This is a genomic window from Vibrio sp. YMD68 (assembly GCF_029958905.1).
Classification (GTDB): Bacteria; Pseudomonadota; Gammaproteobacteria; order Enterobacterales; family Vibrionaceae; genus Vibrio.
In genome coordinates this window covers 1,547,559-1,569,270 of record NZ_CP124614.1, presented here as the reverse complement: position 1 = coordinate 1,569,270, position 21,712 = coordinate 1,547,559, and the positions used below count along the sequence as shown (strand labels likewise).

Sequence of the window (21,712 nt, the reverse complement as noted above, 5' to 3'; positions counted from 1 at the left end):
GATACATCTGAAAAACAACGGACTGCCATTGCGACTCACTGCAACTTACTGCAACTTACTGCAACTTACTGCAACTCAAGACAGTATATGAGCTATTGTTGAAACCAATGCAGTTTTTCATGCAATTGAGTCACGCTACCGACGACAATTAATGCCGGACTCTTTGCGTTCTTTGATAATTCAGCGAGCTCGTCCAGTGTTCCAGTCAGTACTTTCTGCTCTTTACGTGTACCATTCTCAATGATCGCGCAAGGTGTATCTGTCTGTAATCCATGTTCCATTAGATTCTTTGCAATATGAGGGCACTGTTTTAAGCCCATATAAAACACCAAGGTATTATTGGTTTGAGCAAGTGACGGCCAATGAATCTCTGTACCGTCTTTTTGAATATGACCCGTAATAAATTGCACGCTTTGAGCGTGATCTCTGTGGGTTAAAGGAATACCTGCATAGGCGGTTGCGCCAGCTGCTGCAGTAATACCCGGAATGACCTCGAATCGCACATCATTGTCAGCCAGCTTTTCAAGTTCCTCGCCACCTCGACCAAAAATAAATGAATCACCGCCCTTTAGTCGAACAACGTGCTTACCTTCTCGCGCCTTATCAACCAATATCTGATTAATTTGATCTTGAGGGACATAATGAAAATCAACTTTTTTACCCACATAGATCATTTCCGCATCGTCTTTGGCGATAGCGAGTATTTCAGGCGACACCAAGCGGTCATACACAACAACTTGAGCCTGAGCGATGGCGCGGTGCCCTTTTACTGTTAACAGGTCTGGATCACCAGGCCCTGCGCCTACTAATGAAACAAAACCGACATCATGTGACTGGGTAATCATGGGGTTAGGCTCTAGTAATGGTCGGCTCGGTTGAGATACTTCTGACATGCTGTGCTCCGATCTTCGATCCGTCTCGTCGAATCGCTTTTATTAATATGAGACTTCGTTCCTTAAGTCCCTACAACTTATGTGAATAAGACTATCAGGTGTCTTAGCAATTTCTCACTGCTAAAGATGAAATAGATAGAACAAAATCGCATATAAAAATAATATACAAGCTCGTATTGATATAAAAAAGCCTCTCGCTCTGATCTTAATGATCCGAAACATGAGGCTTAATATCGTTGACTTTTATCAACACATAGCGTTTACAAACTCAACGCTAAACATTCTTAAAACTATACAAGCCGAAATCCGTCAAACCAACAGTTATACCGTCTTAGCTGTTGTTAAGTTTGCTTGTGTTGTTGGTGTGTTTGATGATGTACTACCTAGCGCAGGTGCCGTCTTAGCATGCGTTAGATACAAAGGAATACAGGTAAACAGCAATCCACCCACAAGGTTACCAAGAATAGTTGGGATTAGGTTGTAATTAAGCCAAGTTACAATACCAAAATCTGCTCCTAGCATCATACCCAATGGGAACAAGAACATATTGACAACCGCGTGTTCAAAAACAAGAGCGAAGAAGATAAAGATTGGCAGCCACATTGCAGCAATTTTCCCAGCAACAGTACGCGCTGTCATGTTGCCAATGACACCCAGACACACCATTAGGTTACAAAGAATACCGCGGACAAAACAGGTGATCCAACCGTTCACGCCAAGGTCTTCAAAGCCCACGGTTCGAGCGGTTGCCGCTTTAATAAATGTTTGCCCGACTGCGCCAGGTTCAACGCTGAAGTTCATCGTGAATGATAAAGCAATGAGAAAGGCAACAAGCAAAGAGCCCATCAAGTTACCAAAGCCAACAAGCCCCCAACAACGTAACACTCGTCCCCATGTAATGCCTGGACGATTATCAAACTTTGCTAGTGGTGCAAGACCAAAAACCCCGGTTACAAGGTCGTAGCCCATTAAGCTAAGAATACAAAATCCTACTGGGAATACGAGCGCCCCAACAATGCCGATACCTGTCTGAGTGATGGTTGTGATTGCCACCACCACTGCCAGCGAAAGTATAATGCCGGCCATGACACCGCGTAAAATCAGATCACGAGTGCTCGTTTTCACCTTGGCCTCGCCAACATCGATCATGGTTTGAACGAATTCAGCTGGTTTTAGATCATTCATGTTTATGTCCCTAAGTATTAAATTAAAGTAAAAATTGGATAGGAAAAGGCTTCCGCTCTGTACATTAAGTCACAAGCCTGAAGCCCTTGAACTATCAAATTTCTATGTTGTATAACCTAGCTCAGCAAAGTAACCGTTTATGCTGAAAGCTCTACTGCGCCATTGTCTACTCGGGCTTTGTACGCTTTCACATTGAAGCTTTCGTCTTCCAAGCAAACGCCTGTTGTTAGGTTGAAACGCTGTTTTTTCAATGGGCTTGCTACCCACAGTTCATCTTGATGCTGACAAATTAGGCCGCGCGACAATACATTGGCACAGGCAAAAGGGTCGTGGTTACTGATTGCCAGGACTTTTAGAGCGTCAGTAGGTCGAAAAACAGCGACCTGCTCACCGTTAAACAAGGCACACACACCCGTTCCAGGAATGATATCGGTAATCTCACACACTTTTTGAAATGTTGCTTTGTTGATTGCCATGATTATTTCTCCGCTATGATTTCGGTAAGTGAGTTTCAATTAGTGAGTTTCAGTCAGCGCCACATGTAAGATGTCGCCTTTTAATTCTGGATACTTCTCAGTAAATGTTGCAGGACGGTGCTGCTCACGCGCTTCAACAAACACAACGTTATCATCACGTAAATCCGAATTGATAAAGTGAGAAAAACGTTTTAACTGAGATTCATCATTGATGGTATCTGTCCACTCACAGCGGAAATTTCCGACTAAAGATGCAACATCCGCTTCCAATTGATCATTGATACCGAGCTTATTGTCGACAATAACATCACGTAGGTAATCTACCCCACCCTCTAGATTTTCCATCCATACCGATGTGCGTTGCAGTGGCGCAGCGGTGCGAATGTAGAACATCATGAATCGGTCGATGTACTTGATTAATGTTTCTTGGTCCAAGTCGCTTGCCAGTAAGTCAGCATGACGTGGTTTCATCCCACCGTTACCGCACACATACATGTTCCAACCCGCATCTGTCGCAATGATACCTAAGTCTTTACCCTGAGCTTCTGCACATTCACGAGTACAACCAGAGACGCCAAACTTCATTTTATGCGGCGTACGGATCCCTTTATAACGATTTTCAATCATCACACCTAGGCCAACAGAATCTTGAACGCCATAGCGACACCAAGTTGAGCCGACACATGTTTTCGCCATACGCAGGGCTTTCGCATACGCTTGACCGGTTTCGTAGCCTGCCGCGATTAACTTCTTCCAGATTGCCGGTAAGTCATCTTTCTGCGCCCCAAACAGGCCGATACGCTGAGCGCCTGTAATCTTGGTGTATAAGTTGTATTCAGCAGCGACCTCAGCAAGAACAGACAAAGCTTTAGGTGTGACTTCGCCACCAGCCATTCGAGGAATGACCGAGTATGTTCCGTCTTTTTGAATGTTACCGAGAAAGTTGTCATTGGTATCATGAAGCTTCACGAGTTCAGGCTTAAGAATGTGCTCACCCCAGCATGACGCAAGGATAGAGCCAGCAAGAGGTTTACACACTTCACAGCCGTAACCTTTACCGTACTTCTCTAGTAGTTCATCGAATGTTTTGATTTCTTCAATGCGAATAAGGTGGAATAGCTCTTGACGAGAATACGCAAAGTGCTCACACACATCGTTCTTAACTTCCACTCCTGCCTTTGCAAGCTCAGCATTGAGCACCGACGTGACAAGTGGAATACAACCACCACAACCAGTGCCTGCGCCCGTCACCGCCTTAATATCACCAATCGTATGGTGACCATCAGCAACCGCTTGTGAAATCTTTCCCTTGGTCACATCGAAACAAGAGCAGATAACCGCTGACTCGGGTAGAGAATCTGCACCAAGTGTGGGTTTTTCTGCTCCAGCATGCGCGGGTAAAATAAGCGCGTCTGGATGTTCTGGTAGGTCAATTTCATTGAGCATCAGTTGAAGAAGGTCGCCGTAATCCGATGTATCCCCAACCATTACCGCGCCAATAAGTTTCTTGTTGTCTTCAGAAACAATCAAACGTTTGTAAACTTCTTGCTCTTCATTTTGGTAAACGTAGCTCTTACAGCCAGGCGTACGACCATTCGCATCACCAATGGACCCGACTTTTACGCCTAGAAGTTTCAGCTTCGCAGACATATCAGCCCCTTCAAAGGTACTCTCGTTACCCAGGATGTGGTCGACAGCAACGGTCGCCATTTTATAGCCCGGAGCCACTAGGCCATAGAACGTCTGATTCCAAGATGCACACTCACCAATCGCGTAGATATCTTGGTCTGTCGTCTGACAGTGATCGTTAATCTCGATACCGCCACGAGGTGCAATGCCTAGGCCCATTTGACGAGCCAGTTTGTCTTGTGGGCGAATGCCGGCTGAAAAGACGATGAAATCAGTTTCGAGCTCCGTACCATCAGAAAAGCGCATCACATTACGTGCTTCTTTGCCTTCAGGCGCTATCTCTAGTGTGTTCTTGCTCGTATGGACATTGACGCCCATGCGCTCGATTTTTTGGCGAAGTTGATCGCCACCCGCTTGATCAAGCTGCTCAGCCATTAACTTAGGAGCAAACTCAACCACGTGCGTGGTAACACCGAGTGCTTTCAGTGCGCCTGCTGCTTCAAGGCCAAGTAAGCCACCACCAATAACAACACCAGATTTAGAGTTCTTTGCCGTCGCTTCAATGGCTTTTAAGTCTTCAATCGTACGATAAACAAAGCAGTCTTTGCTCTCGTTACCTTTGATTTGCGGAACAAATGGGTATGAGCCTGTTGCAAGAATCAGTTTGTCGTATTGAATTTCACGACCAGTGCTTGAATAAACCGTCTTTTTCTCTCGGTTTACGTTGATAGCACGTTCGCCGATCAGCATATTAATGCCGTGCTTCTCATAGAAGCCTTCTTTCACTAAAGAAAGTTCGTCTGCAGTGTGGTGTGAAAAATAAGAAGAAAGGTGGACACGGTCATAGGCGACGCGGGGCTCTTCACAAAAAACCGTGATATCCATATTAGACACATCAGTTTTCTCGACCAAATCTTCGATATAGCGATGGCCGACCATCCCATTACCGATTACGACTAGCTTCATCTTGCTCATAACAATTCCTGGCGGTTAATTTTTTCGCGCCCAAGTCAATTCATGCCTGGCTGCTTAACTGAGTGCATTGTCATTTGTGAAAGAAAATTAACATATGATGTAAATCAATTACGAATTTAAACTACCCTAAAGGGGTAGAGATTCAGGTCGGTAAATATACAGATCTTGCAACTGATTATGCATTCACTAGCATTACTGCTCTTTCACTTGCTTGTACCCTTAACACGCTAACACTCTACCGGCTCAGTGTTACTGACACTCAACGACTAACTTGATTACATATCTGTAATATCCTTTCACACAGTAGGCATCTAGGTCTTTTATTGTGTTCAAATCCTAATTTCGTCCTTAACGAACTGGCCCATCGGACTGGCGCTAATAATGCATAGACATTGATATACACACCATCAAGCAGGCGAGGAACGGGTTATGAAACATCATATAATTGCTCTAGTCATCGGTTTATCAAGCACTTTACTTGTTGGGTGCGGCAGTATTTCTCGATACTTATTGCCAGTAGAAGAATTCGATATTGCCGCTTATTTAGGGACGTGGTATGAAGTTGCCAGATTAGATCATCGCTTTGATCAGGGATTAACCCACAGTCGAACGCAATATACGATTGATGATGATGGAAGCATCAAAGTGGTCAACAGTGGCTGGAGCGAAGAAGATCACCAATGGAAAGAAGCCATCGGCAAGGCCAAACTGGCCGACGACAACACCGGTCATCTGCATGTTTCTTTCTCTGGCCCATTTTATGGAAGCTACGTGGTCTTCTATCTTGAAGACGACTACTCAACGGCCATGGTAGCCAGTGGCGCAAATGAATTCTGGTTACTGTCGAGAACCAACGCGCTACCTGAGTACAAAATGAACAAATATTTACGCATTGCTGAAAAAGCTGGATTTAGTACGGAACAGCTCGTTTTTCCCTTTGAACAAACGTACTAACAGACTCGGTGAAGTGTTTTCTACCGCATAAAAATAAAAGGGACCAAACTGGCCCCATTATACTCATCCATTATGCCGTAGAATGTGTGAAACGGTGCAAAACAGAGCTATCAAACCAGCAGCCGTTAGTGCTTCAAACCCGTCGCTTTTGCCACGACCGCCACATCGTTCGAGATGTTAGCAGCAATACTGTGTAACTCTTCAAGCTCTGGTTTTGTGAATGGGTGAATCAAAATGGACTCCGCGCCATTTTTACCCACGATGGTAGGCAGACTCATTACGACATCTTTCAGCCCATACTCACCGTTAATTAACGTCGCAATGGGCAGTACCGAACGCTCATCAATTTTAATCGCTTGAATGATTCGAAACACACTCGCAGCGATGCCGTGAGTGGTGTTTTGCTTTCGCTTAAAGATCTCATAACCCGCTTGCTTTACCGAGTCGAGTAGCTCATCGGCATCAATACGAGCAAGATGATTGGTGTCGCAGTAATAGTCCGCAGGTTGCCCCGCAATGCTAATTAAGCTTTTTGGCGTAAAACAATTGCTGCCGTGCTCGCCAAGTACATAGCCAAATACATTCTTTGGGTCTAAGTTAACTCGATTTGCCACGATAGACATCAATCGCGCTGTATCAATAACACAACCACTACTGATGACTTTATGGGCTGGGAAATCGGTATTTTTAACAATACAATGTGTGACAATGTCACATGGATTGCTGACAACAATCAACGTTGCTTTGGGCGCGACTCGACTGACTTTTAAAGCGATATCAACACCAATTTTGGCATTAATTTCTGCCAAATCCATCCGTGTTTGTCCCTGCTTAATTTGCGCCCCTGCGGTAATAACGACGATATCTGCGCCAATAAGAGACAAATAGTCGTCGCTTGCCAAAATATGGGTATTTTTAGAAAAGGTCAGCGCTGCTGTGTGTCGAAAGTCCAGCACTTCACCTTCTGCTCGTTCTAGGTTTTGATCGAGTACCACGAGTTCACTCACGCTTCCCAGTGTGAGTAAATAATTACAAATTCCAACACCCACTGAGCCAGCACCTATCACGCCGATTTTCATGTTCATTCCTTGAGAAAGAGTTTTATCACTATCATTAGTCTACTAACACCAATGCCATAAACGCCATGTTTATTTCAATACTTGATGACATTACAGAATTTAACACTGGTTTTCATCTCTAACCTGAAGCTAACCAAACTGTATCAGAAGAATCCACTGACATGAGGAAATCGAATGGCTGATGAGATAAGGGTGATAGCGCATTCAAGCTAAACACCCGAACTGGTACAGAGAAAAGGTTAAGAAAGAAAAGAGAAAGAGAAGAGAAAGGAATATGAAGGAAAACTCATTCAGCCTTCTGCATCTGGTTGATTTTCAGGCAATGATGCGATAAAAGCAGGGTGATAAGACAGTGCTTTGTCGATGGCACTGATTTTAGGAAACACCGTCATGTCCACATCAAACCGACGCGCGTTATAGACTTGAGGAACCAAGCAGACGTCCGCCAAGCTGATGGTATTGCCAACACAATATTCTTTGGCACTTTTCTTCAATTTTTGCTCAAACGCAGAAAAGCCAACACTCACCCAATGGCGATACCAATGCTTTTTTTGTTCCGCATCGGCATCCAACTCGTGCTCTAAATATTGCAAAACTCGTAAGTTGTTGATCGGATGAATATCCATAGCAATATCTTGAGCCAATGCCATCACTTGATAACGCTCGATTCCTGAGCTAGGCACAAGCTTGGGGCCTGAATAACAGTTATCAAGGTAGTCAATAATGGTGAGTGATTGTGACAAAATCACTTCTCCGTCTTTGAGTACCGGGACCAATTCACTTGAGTTTAGCGATTGAAACTCAGGCTGATGTTGCTCTCCACCTTGATTAAGCAGATGGATCGATTGATGCTGATACGTTAACTGTTTTAGGTTCAAAGCAATACGAACACGATACGCAGCGGACGAACGCCAGTATCCGTACAAAGTCATAGAAGTCATCGGCCTTTCCTTTTCATTTATTTCATTATCAACCGGAATGCTTTACAGAGTTAAGGTATCTCATAGATCTAGATACGTTAAACAGCTAGATACGTTAAACATCTAGGTACGTTAAATAGCTAGAAGTTAAACAGCTAGGTGCGTTAAATAACCAGAGTATCTTGTGTCGTCAGAGCGCCTTATAGGGCACCACTTTTTGTTCGATTGCACCAAATATGCTGTCGCCTTGTCGGTTTTTCATTTCTATTTTTATGGTGTCTTGAAACTTCATAAAGGAAGTACTGGGCTGACCATCGCGGATCGTTTCAATCATTCTCACTTCAGCAATGCAGGAATACCCCACTCCACCTTCCGTAATGGCACTACCATGATCGGTTCCTTGTTTATTTGAAACCGTCCCAGAACCTATTATCGTTCCAGCGCAAAGAGGCCGTGTTTTTGCCGCATGAGCGATAAGCTGTCCAAAATCAAATGTCATATCAACACCTGCATTCGGGCAACCAAAAAGCGAGTTATTGTAGTGAGATTCAAGAGGTAAATGGACTTTCGCTCCCTCCCACTCGGCTTCCAACTCATCTGGTGTGACGGCAACCGGAGAAAAAGCCGAAGATGGCTTAGACTGATAGAAACCAAATCCTTTGCCTAATTCAGCGGGGATTAACCCTCGTAAAGAGACATCGTTGACCAACATTAATAAACAAATTGAGTTCGCCGCTTGTTTCGCATTCATCCCCATAGGAACATCTGTCGTAATAACCGCGACTTCCGCTTCAAAATCAATCCCCCAAGCTTCACTTTCAACAGGAATATCGTCCCTTGGGCCTAAGAACGCATCGGAACCCCCTTGATACATCAATGGATCACTCCAAAAGCTATCTGGGATTTCCGCTCCTCTTGCTTGGCGAACCAATTCAACGTGGTTGACGTACGCCGATCCGTCCGCCCAATGATAAGCACGAGGCAATGGCGATTCACATTGTTTGGAATCAAAGGCGAGTGTGTCGGTCACTTCCCCTTGGTTTAGCAAGTCGTATCTCGCTTTTAAAGGCGTCACGACATTTTGCCAATTATCCAAGGCACTTTGCAAAGTCGGCGCGATATCGGGAACAGAAATACATTGAGTAAGATCTTTACTCACGACAACTAATGTCCCGTCTCTCATTCCATTTCTTAGTGTGGCTAACTTCATTATGTTTCCCTCATCCCTGCTGGTTTTTATTAATGCTGTCGTGTTGATTTTAAGAGCCTTGATATTCTTACCGATTATCTTGTTATGGTTTCTTGTTATCTCTTGTTATCTTGGACGGTACACAACCGACGTTTATTGAGTTGAGCGCCAGCTGTACACGTAGTCCTTGTTTTCAACGTCACCCACCGCTGATGTAAAGTGTAGAGCATGACGCGTGTCAATCATCACCGCCACTTCATCAGTAAACGTCTTCTTATGTTCTAACCCGGCTTTAAACGCTTTGGGATGCGGTCCGTGAGTAAATCCAGCTGGATGGAAGGTCATCATGCCCGCTTCGATATTATCGCGGCTAAAGAAGTCCCCTTGGTGATAGAACAACACTTCATCGTAATCGTCATTGTTATGATAAAAAGGCACTTTCAATGCACCCGGGTCACTTTCGATTGGCCTTGGCACAAAGGTACAAACAACAAAACCGTCGCCAACAAACGTGGTATGGGCCGAAGGGGGAAGATGATAACGGTGTGACATCAAAGGCCGGATATCGCGCCAGTTAAGCTTAACCACGCTGAGATCACCATGCCAACCGATAGCATCAAGTGGATTAAATGGGTACGTAATCACACTCAGGCTATCGTGCCTTTTTACGACCACTTTCGTGGTTTCCTCTGAGTATTGTTCTTTAAATGCCTCATCGATTGAGGGGATTTGTAGAACCGCAGGGTCAAACAAAGCATGGTTTCCTACAATCCCTTTTTCAGGGAATGAATACGCCCCATCACTGTTTTCAATCATCAAAAAAAACAACGGCTCCTCGACTTCAATTCGCCACATCGTCGAGCGAGGAATCATGACATAATCCCCTTCCGCAATGTCTAGGTGGCCATAATCACAAAAGAATTTCCCTTTGCCGCCGTGGACAAACAAGAGCTCATCCCCATCGGCGTTTCGGACTAACTCAGACATTGATTGCTCTAGCCGCCATACTCGGATTTTACACTGAGCATTGTGAAGTACATTTGGCACAGACCAAGGGCTATCTTGAACCGCTGACGTTAACTGCGTTAAATCGAAAGCTCTGGGTTTAAGATCGCCTTGCCACTCCTGCCAATCGGTTGGGGCATGTTGGTGGTGAAAGTGCGTCGCAGGGCCAAAAAAACCACTGCGGCCCGCTTCTCGTTCATAGATGCCTTGTTCAGGGAAATCCGCGTGTGCCTGCTTAGAGCTGATCCCTTCTTTGTGAGGGAACGTAATCCACTTATTCATAGTCACCCCTATGATTTCACATCTTCTTTGTTAAGCACGCCTCGACGAATTTGGTCTTCTTCAATCGATTCAAATAACGCCTTAAAATTACCTTCACCAAACCCTTCGTTGCCTTTACGTTGAATGATTTCAAAAAAGACTGGGCCTATTACCGTTTGGGTAAAGATCTGCAACAAAATACCGTCTTTTTCCGGTGCGCCGTCTATCAGTATTCTCAACTCTTTAAGTTGTTTAAGATCTTCACTATGGCCTGAAACACGTTGGTTGACTTTATCGTAATAGGTATCGAGAGTCGGCATGAAATCCATTCCTCGTGAACGCAAAGTCCGCACCGTTTCGTAGATATCTTCTGTGCTGAGGGCAATGTGCTGAATACCTTCACCGTTATATTCTTTGAGGTACTCTTCAATCTGTGATTTGTCGTCGGATGATTGGTTAATGGGAATTCGAATTTTTCCGCAAGGCGCGGTCATGGCTCTGCTGGTTAAGCCAGTGAGTTTTCCTTCAATGTCAAAGTATCGAATCTCTTTGAAGTTTCCAATGCCTTCGTAGAAACTTGACCAAACATCCATTTGTCCTTGCATCACGTTATGCGTCAGGTGATCAATCTCAAAAAGACCGACATCTTTTTGAGCCAGTCTTTCTTCCATGTCTGGATAAAAGTTGAAGTCAACGTCATAGATACTCTGACTGCCATAGCGATCCACGAAATAGAGTAGGCTTTTGCCAATACCATAGATAGCAGGAATACTGAGTTCCATCGGGCCGATTTCAGTTTTATATTCCTCTCCTCCATTTTTAAGGGCGTACGCCATGGCTTGTGATGCGTCCTTCACTCGAAAAGCCATACCACACACTGATGGCCCATGAAGTTTAGCAAAGGCTTCTGCGGGGCTATTAGGCTCGGCATTCACGATGAAGTTCACATCTCCCTGACGATACAGCCACGCCTCTTTTGAACGGTGCTTGGCAACTTCTGCAAACCCTAATGAACTGAATAACTGCTTTAGATCATCGATCCCTTTGCTACTGGCGGCTGTGTATTCAACAAACTCAAACCCATCGGTTCCTAGCGGGTTACTTTTATCCAACATGGTCATTCCTTTTATTGGCTGTTTTGCTCAAGATGATTGGTACTCACTTAGATGCCTGTTCATTAACGCATATGCTTGTTTGGCAACTGAGTGCTTGTTCACTAACTTAAGCCAATAACCCGGTACATTTGAACTTTACGGCCAAAATACTTAACCTCAATGGCTCAACTTAAATATGTAATCAAAATGTTACACCAGGTGGCACCCATATTTATCACAACAATAGGTGGAATAAAAAAATTATTATAAATCAATAATAAATACTCAAACCACTCAAGAAAAAGTCCCCTACCCAGTGTTAAAACTCAAGTTCCCATACCTATAAATCGCAACATAATTTTTACATTTAGTGTAATAACGAAAAGACATTAACCAAACCTTTCCTGTACTGCTCACTTACTACTCACTTGCTGGGGAAGAGGACAATTCATTGATTTATCGCAGGGTAATAAGACGTGCATCAAAGATAAGGTAACCGCTCCTGTTTCCAACGAGGTATTACAATGACTCAAATAAACCAAGAAAGACTGGTTGAACACTTTTGCCAATTGATCAAAATCGACAGCGAATCTCGCTACGAACTCGACATATCGAAAGCATTGGCCGAACAGCTGGGGGAGCTCGGTTTTACGGTTCATAAATTGCCAGTCGCCGAAGAAATTTCTAATGGCTTCAATATTTATGCTCGTCTAGACGGAGAGTTGGATGACAGCGTTGTGCTGAGTTGTCACATGGATACAGTGGCGCCTGGTAACAATATCGAACCCATTATTGAAGACGGCATCATTCGTTCTAAAGGCAACACTATTTTAGGTGGCGATGATAAATCGGGTATTGCGGCCATTATGGAAGCGGTTCGCTGTATTCAATCTGAAAACATCGCTCATAAAACGATTGAACTGGCTTTTACTGTCCATGAAGAAGGTGGGCTGCAAGGCTCTAAACACTTTGATATGTCGTTCATTCAGTCCGATAAAGCCGTGGTTCTAGATTCTGGCGGCCCTATAGGCACCATCATCAACCGTGCACCGGGTCAACAATCAATGACATTCACCATCAAAGGTCGCCCAGCACACGCTGGCTTAGCTCCAGAAGAAGGGATCAGTGCCATTGGTGTTGCGGCAGAAGCCATTACTAACATGAACCTTTTGCGTATTGATGAAGAAACCACAGCAAACATCGGTATTGTAGAAGGGGGGCAAGCCACCAATATCGTCATGCCAGAACTGCGTATCGTCGCCGAGGCACGTTCACTGAATGCAGACAAGTTATCCAACCAAGTGGATCATATGGTCGCTACGTTTAAGGCAGCGGCAGACAAGCATGGTGCTGACATAGAACTGGAGTCTCATCGTGCTTATGAAGCTTACGTCATTGCTGAGGACCACCCTCATCTTATTTCCGTCAAACACTCTTTCGAAGCTCTAGGTATTGAGCCACAAACACAGCCGACAGGTGGTGGTAGTGACGCGAATAATTTCAATGAAAAAGGCCTGACAACCGTTAACCTTTCCACGGGTATGGCAAAAGTACATACCACGGAAGAGTATATTGCTGTTGAAGATCTGGTTAATATCACTAAGTTCATGAAGCACTATTTAACGGCTTAACCATGAAAAATCCGGCCATTATTGGTCGGATTTTTTATCTCTGTACAAAGCCTTACCGTAATAGAAGCTTATAAAAACTGCTTCTCAAACTCATCAACATACAAAGGTTTTGAGAAGAGATAGCCCTGATATTTATTGCAGTGCTCATTTTTCAGCAAATCGAGCTGATCTTGTGTTTCTACTCCTTCAGCGACCACAATTTTTCCTAAGTTATGCCCCATTTGAATGATTGTTCTTACTAACATATGGTCAGTGTGTAACGTGACGCATTCGTCGATAAATGACTTATCGATTTTTAAGATGTCGATCGGGAGCTTTTTCAAATAGTTCAACGAGGAATAAGCCACGCCAAAATCATCAATGGCCACCTTAACACCGAGTTTTCGTAGCTTTTCACACGTAGAAATCACTTGATCAGGCTGAGTCATCAACGTTGTTTCTGTTATTTCTATTTCTAATAATTCGGGAGGCAACTGATTTGATGCCAACGCCGATGAAACAACGTTGTAAATATCATCGTGGACAAACTGAACCGTTGATACGTTGACTGAAATGCACAAGCTATGCCCGTCATTTAGCCACTCTTTGGCTTGGAAGCACGCTGTCTCTATCACCCATCGACCAATGGGAATAATTTGAGTACTTTTTTCTGCAATAGAGATAAAGGTGTTAGGTGGGATCATGCCTAATTCTGGGTGTATCCAACGTATTAGAGCTTCAGCACCGACAATTTTATTCTCGCTGCAACTCACTTTAGGCTGGTACGCTAAACAAAACTCATCATTATTTAACGCCTGATTCAACTCTCTTTCAATCTGATGCTCTCGGATTGTTTCATCAAGCAACTCGGCGTCATACCACTGAATAACATTCTTACCTTTCAGCTTGGCTTTGTTTACGGCTATATCGGCATTCTTACACCACAACTCGGTATCTCGTTGGGTATCTTCAAGCAATGCCACACCGATGCTATAGCCCAATTTATAAGGGACATTGCCAATCGCAAAGACTGGCTGATAAACGTGTTTGATCTGATATTCAACATTACTGATATTATCACCAAGGTCACCTTGGCCTTTAATGACGATAGCAAACTCATCGCCCCCTAACCGGTAGAGTTGGGTGTAGTCAAACAACAGCGAGTCTAATCTTTTGGCAAATGCGGTTAACAGTTTGTCACCCTGTGCATGCCCCAAACTATCATTGGCCGATTTGAATCCATCTAAATCAATATGGAATAACGCATAGTCATGTTCTTCATCTTCTTTTATGGTTTTTAACGCCATAAAGAATGAATTCCTATTTGGTAGCCCTGTAAGCAGATCCATCATGCTGTCACGCTTATAAAGCAACATTTGATCACGAAGTTTAACTTGGTAATACGTCATCACAGTGGCAAACGAGGTAATCAGCAACACCTCAATAGCGTCTTCAACAAACTCATCGAAATCACTGCTTGGAAGATGAACAAGATAGCTCAAAACCAATAGCATCGCTGTTGCAATTGGCCAGAGAGAGCCAGGAAAGATAATAATGTAGCAGATGGGTAAGAGTATAAAGCTCTCTTCGATGGCATCTAATTCTAACGGCTCAATATAACCACCAACAAAGATCAATAATAACGAGCTATTGGCTGCAATGATTTTTATGTTGTCATTTTTTGCAAAGTACGCAAGAAGCATCAAAGCAGGGAAAAGGAGGTATAACAAACGAGCGATTTGGTGCTCAGTGACGAGTGTATGCGTGATGAGTAGTATAGAAAAAACAAAGACAACTTGAACGAGTCGATGAATATTAAAAACCTGTGACAAAATATGAGCCAATTTACGCAAATTACCGCCTCTACTATTATGAAACCATTTATCTCGTCAATACATACTGATCTTGAAAACTGTCATGACTGAAGTGCTAACTAAAGTATAGATAGATTTTTCGTATCAATGAGGATAATCAATAATTAAATGAGAAAGTTAGAGACAATACACATTATTGTAAACTAAGAGCCTCTAATGTTGAGGCTCTGAGGTAAGTCACAATTATTTATAGGGTTTTATTTACAGGGTCTTATTTACAGGGTCTTATTTACAGCGCAACTGGGGCCAGGGTCTTGTTGACAAGGTCCAACTACATTTCTCTATGACTGATACTATAGGCCCAGATCATCAGATAGCGCTTTAATTTGTTCAAGATCCATTCTGTGGACTTGCAGCATTTGATCGACCTGACTAAGGCGAGAGTTTGCCTCATCTTGTTTATCACAAGAATCCGATGTCGCATCCCATGATGTGCCTTCTAAATAAATATCACATTGCGCTTTTAGCGACTCAATCACCGGAAGTAATTTCTCACGTTCCGTCTCTAAGCCTTCTACTTCTTGCTTTATACGCAGTTCTTTTTGGAAAAGCTCTCTAGACCGTTCGAACATCGTCGCTTGTATATCCGCTTGTCGATTGAGCCGGTTATTTTGCGTGTCGGCATCAGATAGCTGAACAGCCTGATTAGCTAACTGTGCATTAAGTGATAAGTTCGCTTTTTCAAGTTCAGTGACCAGCTCTTCGAGTTTTTTAATGTCCGATTGATATTGTTCTTGTTGCTTTGTTAACTCCAGGCTCAGTTGCTCAGCCAATTGCTCATCGACCTTAGCGACCTTTTTCTCCACTTGAACCACCAGCTGCTTCTTATCTTGAAGCAGTGTTTGATATTGAGCTTCTAACTTATGGTATGTCTCTTCCCATTTTTTCGCGGTCGTCGCAGAGCCAATGAGCCCGCCTGCTGCTAACCCAAGTAAACAAGCAATAACAATATAGGTGTAGGTTCTCTTATCACGTTCTTCGACCACAACAACATCGTCACCATCAAATTCTTCAGTCTCATTTTGCTTGTTCAACTTTCTCTCCTAGACACCGTTATCGTGTTAGCTCGGCAATCATGACTGATCCGGCGTAAACTAGAAAGCTCACAACCAGGGTCACAATGATGCCTTTTTGGATTTTTTCATTGGTGCGATACCGAATCAAAACAAACGCCAGTGCAGAAATAAATACAATCGCAATTAACCTTGTCATCCCATTTCCCTCTTACATCGCGTACCTACGTCATTGCTTTGTGACTGCGCCTGAGCGACGTAGACAGTTAGCATGTTCTTCTATTTTATACTATTTAGTCTGGCTGAATAAGACAAGAATAGGCTTTATGGCATTTAACTGAAGAATATGTGTTCAATTCATTTATTTTGCCCGTGACATCTCTTTTCCTTTTCCGTAGAATCTACAGCGCAAATTACCGTTATTAGGTAATTGTTCCGATGAAGACTGTAGGAGAGCGGTATTTAACCAATTATTAACACTTGGTTAGCATTACCCACCGAAGAAGTAAATCTTTCAGGTGCTTTGTACTAATGAGAATTAGAAAAGCGTGGACTGTAGTTGGAGGAACCTCTGGAGAGAGCCGTACTACTTTTTTGTAGAAATCGGCCGCCGAAGGAGCAAGCTTTGTGTACGCAAAGTGAAACTCTCAGGCAAAAGGACAGAGGAGTGGAAAGAACAATCAACAAGCGTCTATTCATAACACATGAATAGAGGTTGTGTGATGCTTATTCAATCGTCACACCCTTTCCCTCTTCTCCTTATATTTTGTTTTTTTAAGGGGAAACCATGAACAACCTTCAATCTGTATTACAAACAATCGACCATTTTATTTGGGGCCCACCGCTGCTCATTTTACTGGTAGGAACTGGCATCTATTTCACCTTTAGTTTGGGTTTACTCCAATTTAAGCACCTTCCTACTGCGCTCAAACTGGTGTTCACTAGAGACGCAAGTTCATCAAGTAAAGGGGATGTGTCGAGTTTTGCTGCGCTTTGCACTGCACTCTCTGCCACTATTGGTACAGGCAATATTGTTGGGGTCGCAACCGCCATTAAGCTCGGAGGTCCTGGCGCACTTTTCTGGATGTGGTTAGCAGCCGTATTTGGGATGGCGACCAAATATGCCGAATGTTTACTCGCTGTAAAATACCGTAAAGTGGATGACAACGGCCAAATGATCGGCGGACCAATGTACTATCTTCAATACGGTGTGGGCTCAAAAGCACTCGCGGTGATGTTTGCTATTTCTGCGCTCGGAGTCGCCTGCTTTGGTATTGGTACTTTCCCGCAAGTGAACGCCATACTCGATGCTAGCGAGATTTCATTTGGCATCACGCGAGAAATTTCTGCCCCCATCTTAACCCTATTAGTGGCAGGCGTAACGCTCGGTGGAATTCAATCGATCGCTAAAGTAGCGGGAAAAGTCGTGCCAGTCATGGCGGTGTTTTACGTGGTTACCTGTGCCAGCGTTATTCTTCTTAATATAGACAAGCTCTATGATGCTGTCGCTTTGGTTTTCGTGTCCGCTTTTACCTCTTCAGCGGCGACAGGTGGTTTCTTAGGCGCAAGCATCATGCTGGCGATTCAATCTGGTATTGCTCGTGGTGTCTTCTCGAACGAATCCGGACTAGGCAGCGCTCCAATGGCTGCGGCTGCGGCAAAGACTGATTCCTGTGTGAAGCAAGGCCTTATCTCTATGACAGGGACTTTCTTTGACACCATCATCATTTGTACCATGACAGGACTGGCTCTGATTTTGACCGGCGCATGGCAAAGTGAATTCTCAGGTGCTGCGATGACAACGCATGCTTTCGCTCAAGGTTTGAACTCGGATACTTTAGGACCAATGCTTGTTTCCATTGGCTTGATGTTTTTTGCCTTTACGACAATTCTTGGCTGGAACTATTATGGTGAACGATGCGTGGTTTACCTACTGGGTACAAAAGCGGTCCTCCCTTACAAAATTATCTTTATTGCTTTAGTCGCTTCCGGTGCGTTTCTTCATTTAGATATGATTTGGATTATTGCAGACATTGTGAATGGATTAATGGCTATCCCTAACCTGATTGGTTTAATCGCCCTACGCCACGTGGTGATTGAAGAGACAAAACGCTATTTTTCTGCCGCTGTACATTCCAAAGCCGTGGATGCTTTTTAAGACACTGAAAGCTTTTTAAGACACTGAAAGCTTCGAACACTGTACGTGTTGCCTAGGACATCAGTACCGCAAACTAAGATTAAAGACTAACGCTATTATCAAAGGCAAACAGATTCCATTGTTTGCCTTTTTATTTACCAGCGAAAAAAACATCCAATTAAGATTCTATAATAGGATCTTCTAGCATTAGCTTGACGCCTAACGCAACTAGCACGGCTCCCGTTGTGCCTTCCATCCACTTTAAGAATCGGACATTATTCAACAGAGACTTGGCGCGCACTAACACACTAGACAAACTGCATTGCCAAATCATTGCAATGACAAAATGAATCGATGCCATAAAAAGCGATTGAAGTAACGCAGAGCCTTTCGGATCAATGAACTGGGGAAGAAACGCCAAATAAAACACCGCTGTTTTTGGATTCAATACATTGGATAAGAACCCCTCACGCAAAGAGCGTAAAGCAACAAGCCCACTCCCATTAATTTGCGTGTCAACGGCAGTAGGAGTCGTGTTTCGAAGCGATAACAGACTGTTTGCCCCCAACCAAATCAAATACGCTGCCCCAACAAATTTCACGAACTGAAACAGCTCGGCTGATTGCGCCAAAACCGCTGAAATCCCTATTGCGGAAAAGAGCGCGTGAACATAAAGGCCGCTACAAATACCAAAACTGGTCATTACCCCATCAGACAACCCACCTCTTGTGGTATTTCTGATCACCATAGCCGTATCAAGCCCAGGCGTCAGGGTTAGGATGGTAATAGCAAGTATGAAAGCTTCAATATTTAAAATGGACATCAGAACATTGCTCAAAGGTGAATAAATCAGTCATTCAAAATAACCAGTTCCGTTCAAAAATACCATCAAAAAGACAAGCTGATGGAATATTAAATCAAAACAGTTTGTTAGGTTAGCTCGTCACCCTTGAGAATCAACGCAACATTGCTACACTGTGCATTCTTCCCTTTGTCACGGACGGCTTACCATGAGCGCATTCCAAAAATTAGTTGAACATTCAAAAACCATCTCTCACTTTAATCATCTCGCAGCGATTTGTGGCTGGGATCAAGCTTCTATGATGCCTTCTGGTGGGAACCAAGCTCGCTCTGAAGCCATGGCGCAGTTGTCTGTGCACATTCACGGCCTTTTAACTCAACCGCAACTTTCGGAATGGTTTGAACAGGCTGAATCTGAAGCACTGAATCCTCAAGAGGCGTCTTCTCTGCGCGAGCTAAAGCGTCAATGGCAACAAGCAAATGTCTTACCTGAAACACTGGTACAAGCGAAATCACTGGCTGGTTCTAAATGTGAGCATGCATGGCGAACACAACGTGGCAACAATGATTGGCTTGGCTTTGAAAAAAATTGGGCTGAAGTCGTTCAGTTATCTCAGGAAGAAGCGCAAATTCGTGCAGAAGCGACCGGGCTTTCCCCTTACGACGCTATGCTGGATATCTACGAGCCTGGCACAACATCAGCCTCATTGGACATTTTGTTTGCCGATGTTAAAACGTGGCTACCATCGCTAATTGATGATGTGATTGAAAAGCAAAAAGCGGAGTCTTTCATTACCCCATCAGGTCAGTTTGAAACAGATAAACAAAAAGCGCTAGGGTTAGAAGTCATGAAACTGTTGCAGTTTGACTTTGAGCATGGCCGACTCGATGAAAGTGTCCACCCTTTTTGTGGCGGTGTCCCTTCTGATGTCAGAATCACAACCCGATACGACGAATCTGAATTTGTGCAATCGTTAATGGGGATCGTGCATGAAACAGGGCATGCTCGCTATGAGCAAGGGTTGCCAAAACAACTCGCAGGCTTGCCGTCAGGTGAAGCTCGCTCTATGGGCATTCACGAGTCTCAGTCGCTATTTTTTGAAATGCAGGTGGGTCGAAGTGATGCTTTCATCCAACACTTATCTCACTTCGCAGGTAAGCAATTTACCTCACACGATCCAGCCCTGTTTGGATTTGATAACTTTCAAAAGCTATATACACGCGTTAAGAAAGATTTTATTCGTGTCGATGCTGATGAGCTTACCTACCCTGCTCACGTTATTCTTCGCTATGAAATTGAACGTGACTTGATCAACGGAAAAATCAAACATACCGATGTACCTGAACTCTGGAACGATAAAATGCAGCAATATCTTGGCCTTTCTACTCAAGGCAATTTTAAAAATGGCTGCATGCAGGATATTCATTGGACAGACGGCGCATTCGGCTATTTCCCTAGCTACACATTAGGTGCAATGTATGCCGCTCAGTTTATGGCGACAATGAAACAAACCGTCGACGTAGACAGCGCAATCCGCAGCGGTGACCTCTCCCCTATTTTCGCTTGGTTATCGGAAAACATCTGGAGTAAAGGCAGCTTGCTCACAACGGATGAGTTAGTTAAGTCAGCGACAGGGGAAACGTTAAACGCCCAGTTCTTCAAAGAACATTTGATTAACCGCTATCTATAAGTAAGTTGAGCACCCACAACATGAAGTCGTAAAAATGGATTGCTAAGCCTGAATGATCATTCGTCAATGATCATTCCGTTTTAGAATCTCTTTTGGTGGAATGCTCACAAAAAACCCCGCTATAGGGAGCGGGGAAATAACCAAAAATAAAACCTAATACATTAAAGAGCGAAGCTGAAACCAAGGTTATAATCTTCACCATTTTTTGCTGTAAACTCTTTATCTTCACTTGATGCATTTGTTCGACCGCTTTCATCGCTTTTCACCAAGCTAACCCAGTGTCTAATTCCAGACGAACGACTAGCGGTAGTTTGAGAAAAGGTAGTACATGTCTCTAGCTGAATATCTTCAATATCGACCAACTCTAAACACCCCGTGCCCTTGCTAGCACCTATCGTCACTTCAACATGTGTTCCGCTCTCATCACGAAATAGGATTGCGGTAGGCTTCGACTTGTCACCAGTGTAAGCCACAAAGTGTTTAGCGCGTTTCAGACCCGTGTGTTCGCCATTTTTGAAGTAAACCTGAATGTGTCTGTAGTCAATCTCATAGCTCACTGCATCTTCATGAGATCCCGACTCGAGAGGAAATAGAGTATCAAGCAACTGTTTCGCCATTGTCTGTTTTTCTAGCTGCTTGTCTGCTTTCACCATTTCTACGGCAAAGACAGCTTCAGCAATAAAAGTCGAATGGTTTCTGTGAAGTTCTGTTTTGTCTAGTGTCAGCATATTCATAATCGTTCCCTCATACGGCTTTGAATTTTATGTAGGCCAAAAATCCTGATTGACCCTTTTTAAAATTATTCTTTACTGTGTAATTTTCATGCTTTTCATACTACCTTCATTTTTAAAACAATTTCACAACAAAAATTTCACACTGTGAATTTTACTAAATCGTTTTTTACACACACCGGTATTTTTAGCCCC

18 protein-coding genes and 1 riboswitch are annotated in these 21,712 nt (G+C 43.6%); of the genes, 4 read left to right on the top strand and 14 right to left on the bottom strand.

What is annotated here, in order from left to right; all coding sequences use genetic code 11:
* Nucleotides 1-92 precede the first annotated feature (92 nt).
* The 4 genes from cobA to nirB all read right to left on the bottom strand — a co-directional run bounded on the left by cobA (nt 93) and on the right by nirB (nt 5,158).
* Entirely contained in the window at nt 93-845 is a 753-nt protein-coding gene (gene cobA / locus QF117_RS13235) for a uroporphyrinogen-III C-methyltransferase (protein ID WP_282389480.1), read from the bottom strand.
* A 369-nt stretch (nt 846-1,214) separates the two neighbouring features.
* Nucleotides 1,215-2,078 (bottom strand): formate/nitrite transporter family protein, encoded by an 864-nt coding sequence (locus QF117_RS13230; protein WP_282389353.1) that lies wholly within the window; start codon nt 2,076-2,078, stop codon nt 1,215-1,217.
* 137 nt (nt 2,079-2,215) lie between these two features.
* Nucleotides 2,216-2,554, bottom strand: a complete 339-nt coding sequence (gene nirD, locus QF117_RS13225; RefSeq protein WP_282389352.1) for a nitrite reductase small subunit NirD — start codon at nt 2,552-2,554, stop codon at nt 2,216-2,218.
* 39 nt (nt 2,555-2,593) lie between these two features.
* A complete protein-coding gene (gene nirB / locus QF117_RS13220) occupies nt 2,594-5,158 on the bottom strand; it encodes a nitrite reductase large subunit NirB (RefSeq protein WP_282389351.1) in 2,565 nt (854 codons plus the stop codon).
* A gap of 429 nt (nt 5,159-5,587) precedes the next feature.
* Here nirB and QF117_RS13215 point away from each other — a divergent pair, with 429 nt between their 5' ends.
* Nucleotides 5,588-6,112 (top strand): lipocalin family protein, encoded by a 525-nt coding sequence (locus QF117_RS13215; protein ID WP_282389350.1) that lies wholly within the window; start codon nt 5,588-5,590, stop codon nt 6,110-6,112.
* Nucleotides 6,113-6,237: 125 nt separating this feature from the next.
* On the opposite strand, the gene QF117_RS13210 is transcribed toward QF117_RS13215, so the two are convergent.
* From QF117_RS13210 to hppD, 5 genes are all read right to left on the bottom strand, one after another.
* Entirely contained in the window at nt 6,238-7,191 is a 954-nt protein-coding gene (locus tag QF117_RS13210) for an L-lactate dehydrogenase (RefSeq protein ID WP_282389349.1), read from the bottom strand.
* 290 nt (nt 7,192-7,481) lie between these two features.
* A complete protein-coding gene (gene maiA, locus QF117_RS13205) occupies nt 7,482-8,132 on the bottom strand; it encodes a maleylacetoacetate isomerase (protein WP_282389348.1) in 651 nt (216 codons plus the stop codon).
* Between the two features lie 169 nt (nt 8,133-8,301).
* Nucleotides 8,302-9,321 carry a fumarylacetoacetate hydrolase family protein gene (locus tag QF117_RS13200; protein ID WP_282389347.1) on the bottom strand — a complete coding sequence of 340 codons (1,020 nt, stop codon included), beginning with the start codon at nt 9,319-9,321 and terminating at the stop codon, nt 8,302-8,304.
* A gap of 132 nt (nt 9,322-9,453) precedes the next feature.
* Nucleotides 9,454-10,587, bottom strand: coding sequence for a homogentisate 1,2-dioxygenase (locus QF117_RS13195; RefSeq protein ID WP_282389346.1), 1,134 nt, complete (start codon nt 10,585-10,587; stop codon nt 9,454-9,456).
* An 8-nt stretch (nt 10,588-10,595) separates the two neighbouring features.
* Nucleotides 10,596-11,681 (bottom strand): 4-hydroxyphenylpyruvate dioxygenase, encoded by a 1,086-nt coding sequence (gene hppD / locus QF117_RS13190; protein ID WP_282389345.1) that lies wholly within the window; start codon nt 11,679-11,681, stop codon nt 10,596-10,598.
* Between the two features lie 503 nt (nt 11,682-12,184).
* On the opposite strand from hppD, the gene QF117_RS13185 reads away from it, so the two are divergent.
* The gene (locus tag QF117_RS13185) at nt 12,185-13,291 is read left to right on the top strand and encodes a M20/M25/M40 family metallo-hydrolase (RefSeq protein ID WP_282389344.1); all 1,107 of its coding nucleotides are present in this window, start codon (nt 12,185-12,187) and stop codon (nt 13,289-13,291) included.
* Between the two features lie 68 nt (nt 13,292-13,359).
* Here the strand turns inward: QF117_RS13185 and QF117_RS13180 are convergent, their stop codons facing one another.
* The 3 genes from QF117_RS13180 to QF117_RS13170 all read right to left on the bottom strand — a co-directional run bounded on the left by QF117_RS13180 (nt 13,360) and on the right by QF117_RS13170 (nt 16,356).
* Nucleotides 13,360-15,123, bottom strand: a complete 1,764-nt coding sequence (locus QF117_RS13180) for a bifunctional diguanylate cyclase/phosphodiesterase (RefSeq protein WP_282389343.1) — start codon at nt 15,121-15,123, stop codon at nt 13,360-13,362.
* A gap of 314 nt (nt 15,124-15,437) precedes the next feature.
* Entirely contained in the window at nt 15,438-16,178 is a 741-nt protein-coding gene (locus QF117_RS13175; RefSeq protein WP_282389342.1) for a chromosome partitioning protein ParA, read from the bottom strand.
* Between the two features lie 19 nt (nt 16,179-16,197).
* Nucleotides 16,198-16,356, bottom strand: coding sequence for a hypothetical protein (locus QF117_RS13170; RefSeq protein ID WP_017034069.1), 159 nt, complete (start codon nt 16,354-16,356; stop codon nt 16,198-16,200).
* Between the two features lie 362 nt (nt 16,357-16,718).
* Nucleotides 16,719-16,830, top strand: a riboswitch (glycine riboswitch).
* A gap of 114 nt (nt 16,831-16,944) precedes the next feature.
* Between QF117_RS13170 and QF117_RS13165 the strand changes: the two genes are divergently transcribed.
* On the top strand, nt 16,945-18,315 hold the full coding sequence (locus tag QF117_RS13165; protein ID WP_282389341.1) for a sodium:alanine symporter family protein: 1,371 nt from the start codon (nt 16,945-16,947) through the stop codon (nt 18,313-18,315).
* A 157-nt stretch (nt 18,316-18,472) separates the two neighbouring features.
* Here the strand turns inward: QF117_RS13165 and QF117_RS13160 are convergent, their stop codons facing one another.
* Nucleotides 18,473-19,117 carry a LysE family translocator gene (locus tag QF117_RS13160; protein ID WP_282389340.1) on the bottom strand — a complete coding sequence of 215 codons (645 nt, stop codon included), beginning with the start codon at nt 19,115-19,117 and terminating at the stop codon, nt 18,473-18,475.
* Between the two features lie 187 nt (nt 19,118-19,304).
* Here QF117_RS13160 and QF117_RS13155 point away from each other — a divergent pair, with 187 nt between their 5' ends.
* The gene (locus QF117_RS13155; RefSeq protein WP_282389339.1) at nt 19,305-20,786 is read left to right on the top strand and encodes a carboxypeptidase M32; all 1,482 of its coding nucleotides are present in this window, start codon (nt 19,305-19,307) and stop codon (nt 20,784-20,786) included.
* A 161-nt stretch (nt 20,787-20,947) separates the two neighbouring features.
* On the opposite strand, the gene QF117_RS13150 is transcribed toward QF117_RS13155, so the two are convergent.
* Entirely contained in the window at nt 20,948-21,520 is a 573-nt protein-coding gene (locus tag QF117_RS13150) for a hypothetical protein (RefSeq protein ID WP_282389338.1), read from the bottom strand.
* Between the last annotated feature and the right edge of the window lie 192 nt (nt 21,521-21,712).

Coding starts and splice junctions, on each gene's coding strand:
- cobA (WP_282389480.1), bottom strand. CDS start 845: ATGATTACCCAGTCACATGATGTCGGTTTTGTTTCATTAGTAGGCGCA.
- QF117_RS13210 (WP_282389349.1), bottom strand. CDS start 7,191: ATGAAAATCGGCGTGATAGGTGCTGGCTCAGTGGGTGTTGGAATTTGT.
- hppD (WP_282389345.1), bottom strand. CDS start 11,681: ATGTTGGATAAAAGTAACCCGCTAGGAACCGATGGGTTTGAGTTTGTT.
- QF117_RS13200 (WP_282389347.1), bottom strand. CDS start 9,321: ATGAAGTTAGCCACACTAAGAAATGGAATGAGAGACGGGACATTAGTT.
- QF117_RS13150 (WP_282389338.1), bottom strand. CDS start 21,520: ATGAATATGCTGACACTAGACAAAACAGAACTTCACAGAAACCATTCG.
- QF117_RS13155 (WP_282389339.1), top strand. CDS start 19,305: ATGAGCGCATTCCAAAAATTAGTTGAACATTCAAAAACCATCTCTCAC.
- nirD (WP_282389352.1), bottom strand. CDS start 2,554: ATGGCAATCAACAAAGCAACATTTCAAAAAGTGTGTGAGATTACCGAT.
- nirB (WP_282389351.1), bottom strand. CDS start 5,158: ATGAGCAAGATGAAGCTAGTCGTAATCGGTAATGGGATGGTCGGCCAT.
- QF117_RS13215 (WP_282389350.1), top strand. CDS start 5,588: ATGAAACATCATATAATTGCTCTAGTCATCGGTTTATCAAGCACTTTA.
- QF117_RS13185 (WP_282389344.1), top strand. CDS start 12,185: ATGACTCAAATAAACCAAGAAAGACTGGTTGAACACTTTTGCCAATTG.
- maiA (WP_282389348.1), bottom strand. CDS start 8,132: ATGACTTCTATGACTTTGTACGGATACTGGCGTTCGTCCGCTGCGTAT.
- QF117_RS13160 (WP_282389340.1), bottom strand. CDS start 19,117: ATGTCCATTTTAAATATTGAAGCTTTCATACTTGCTATTACCATCCTA.
- QF117_RS13170 (WP_017034069.1), bottom strand. CDS start 16,356: ATGACAAGGTTAATTGCGATTGTATTTATTTCTGCACTGGCGTTTGTT.
- QF117_RS13165 (WP_282389341.1), top strand. CDS start 16,945: ATGAACAACCTTCAATCTGTATTACAAACAATCGACCATTTTATTTGG.
- QF117_RS13230 (WP_282389353.1), bottom strand. CDS start 2,078: ATGAATGATCTAAAACCAGCTGAATTCGTTCAAACCATGATCGATGTT.
- QF117_RS13195 (WP_282389346.1), bottom strand. CDS start 10,587: ATGAATAAGTGGATTACGTTCCCTCACAAAGAAGGGATCAGCTCTAAG.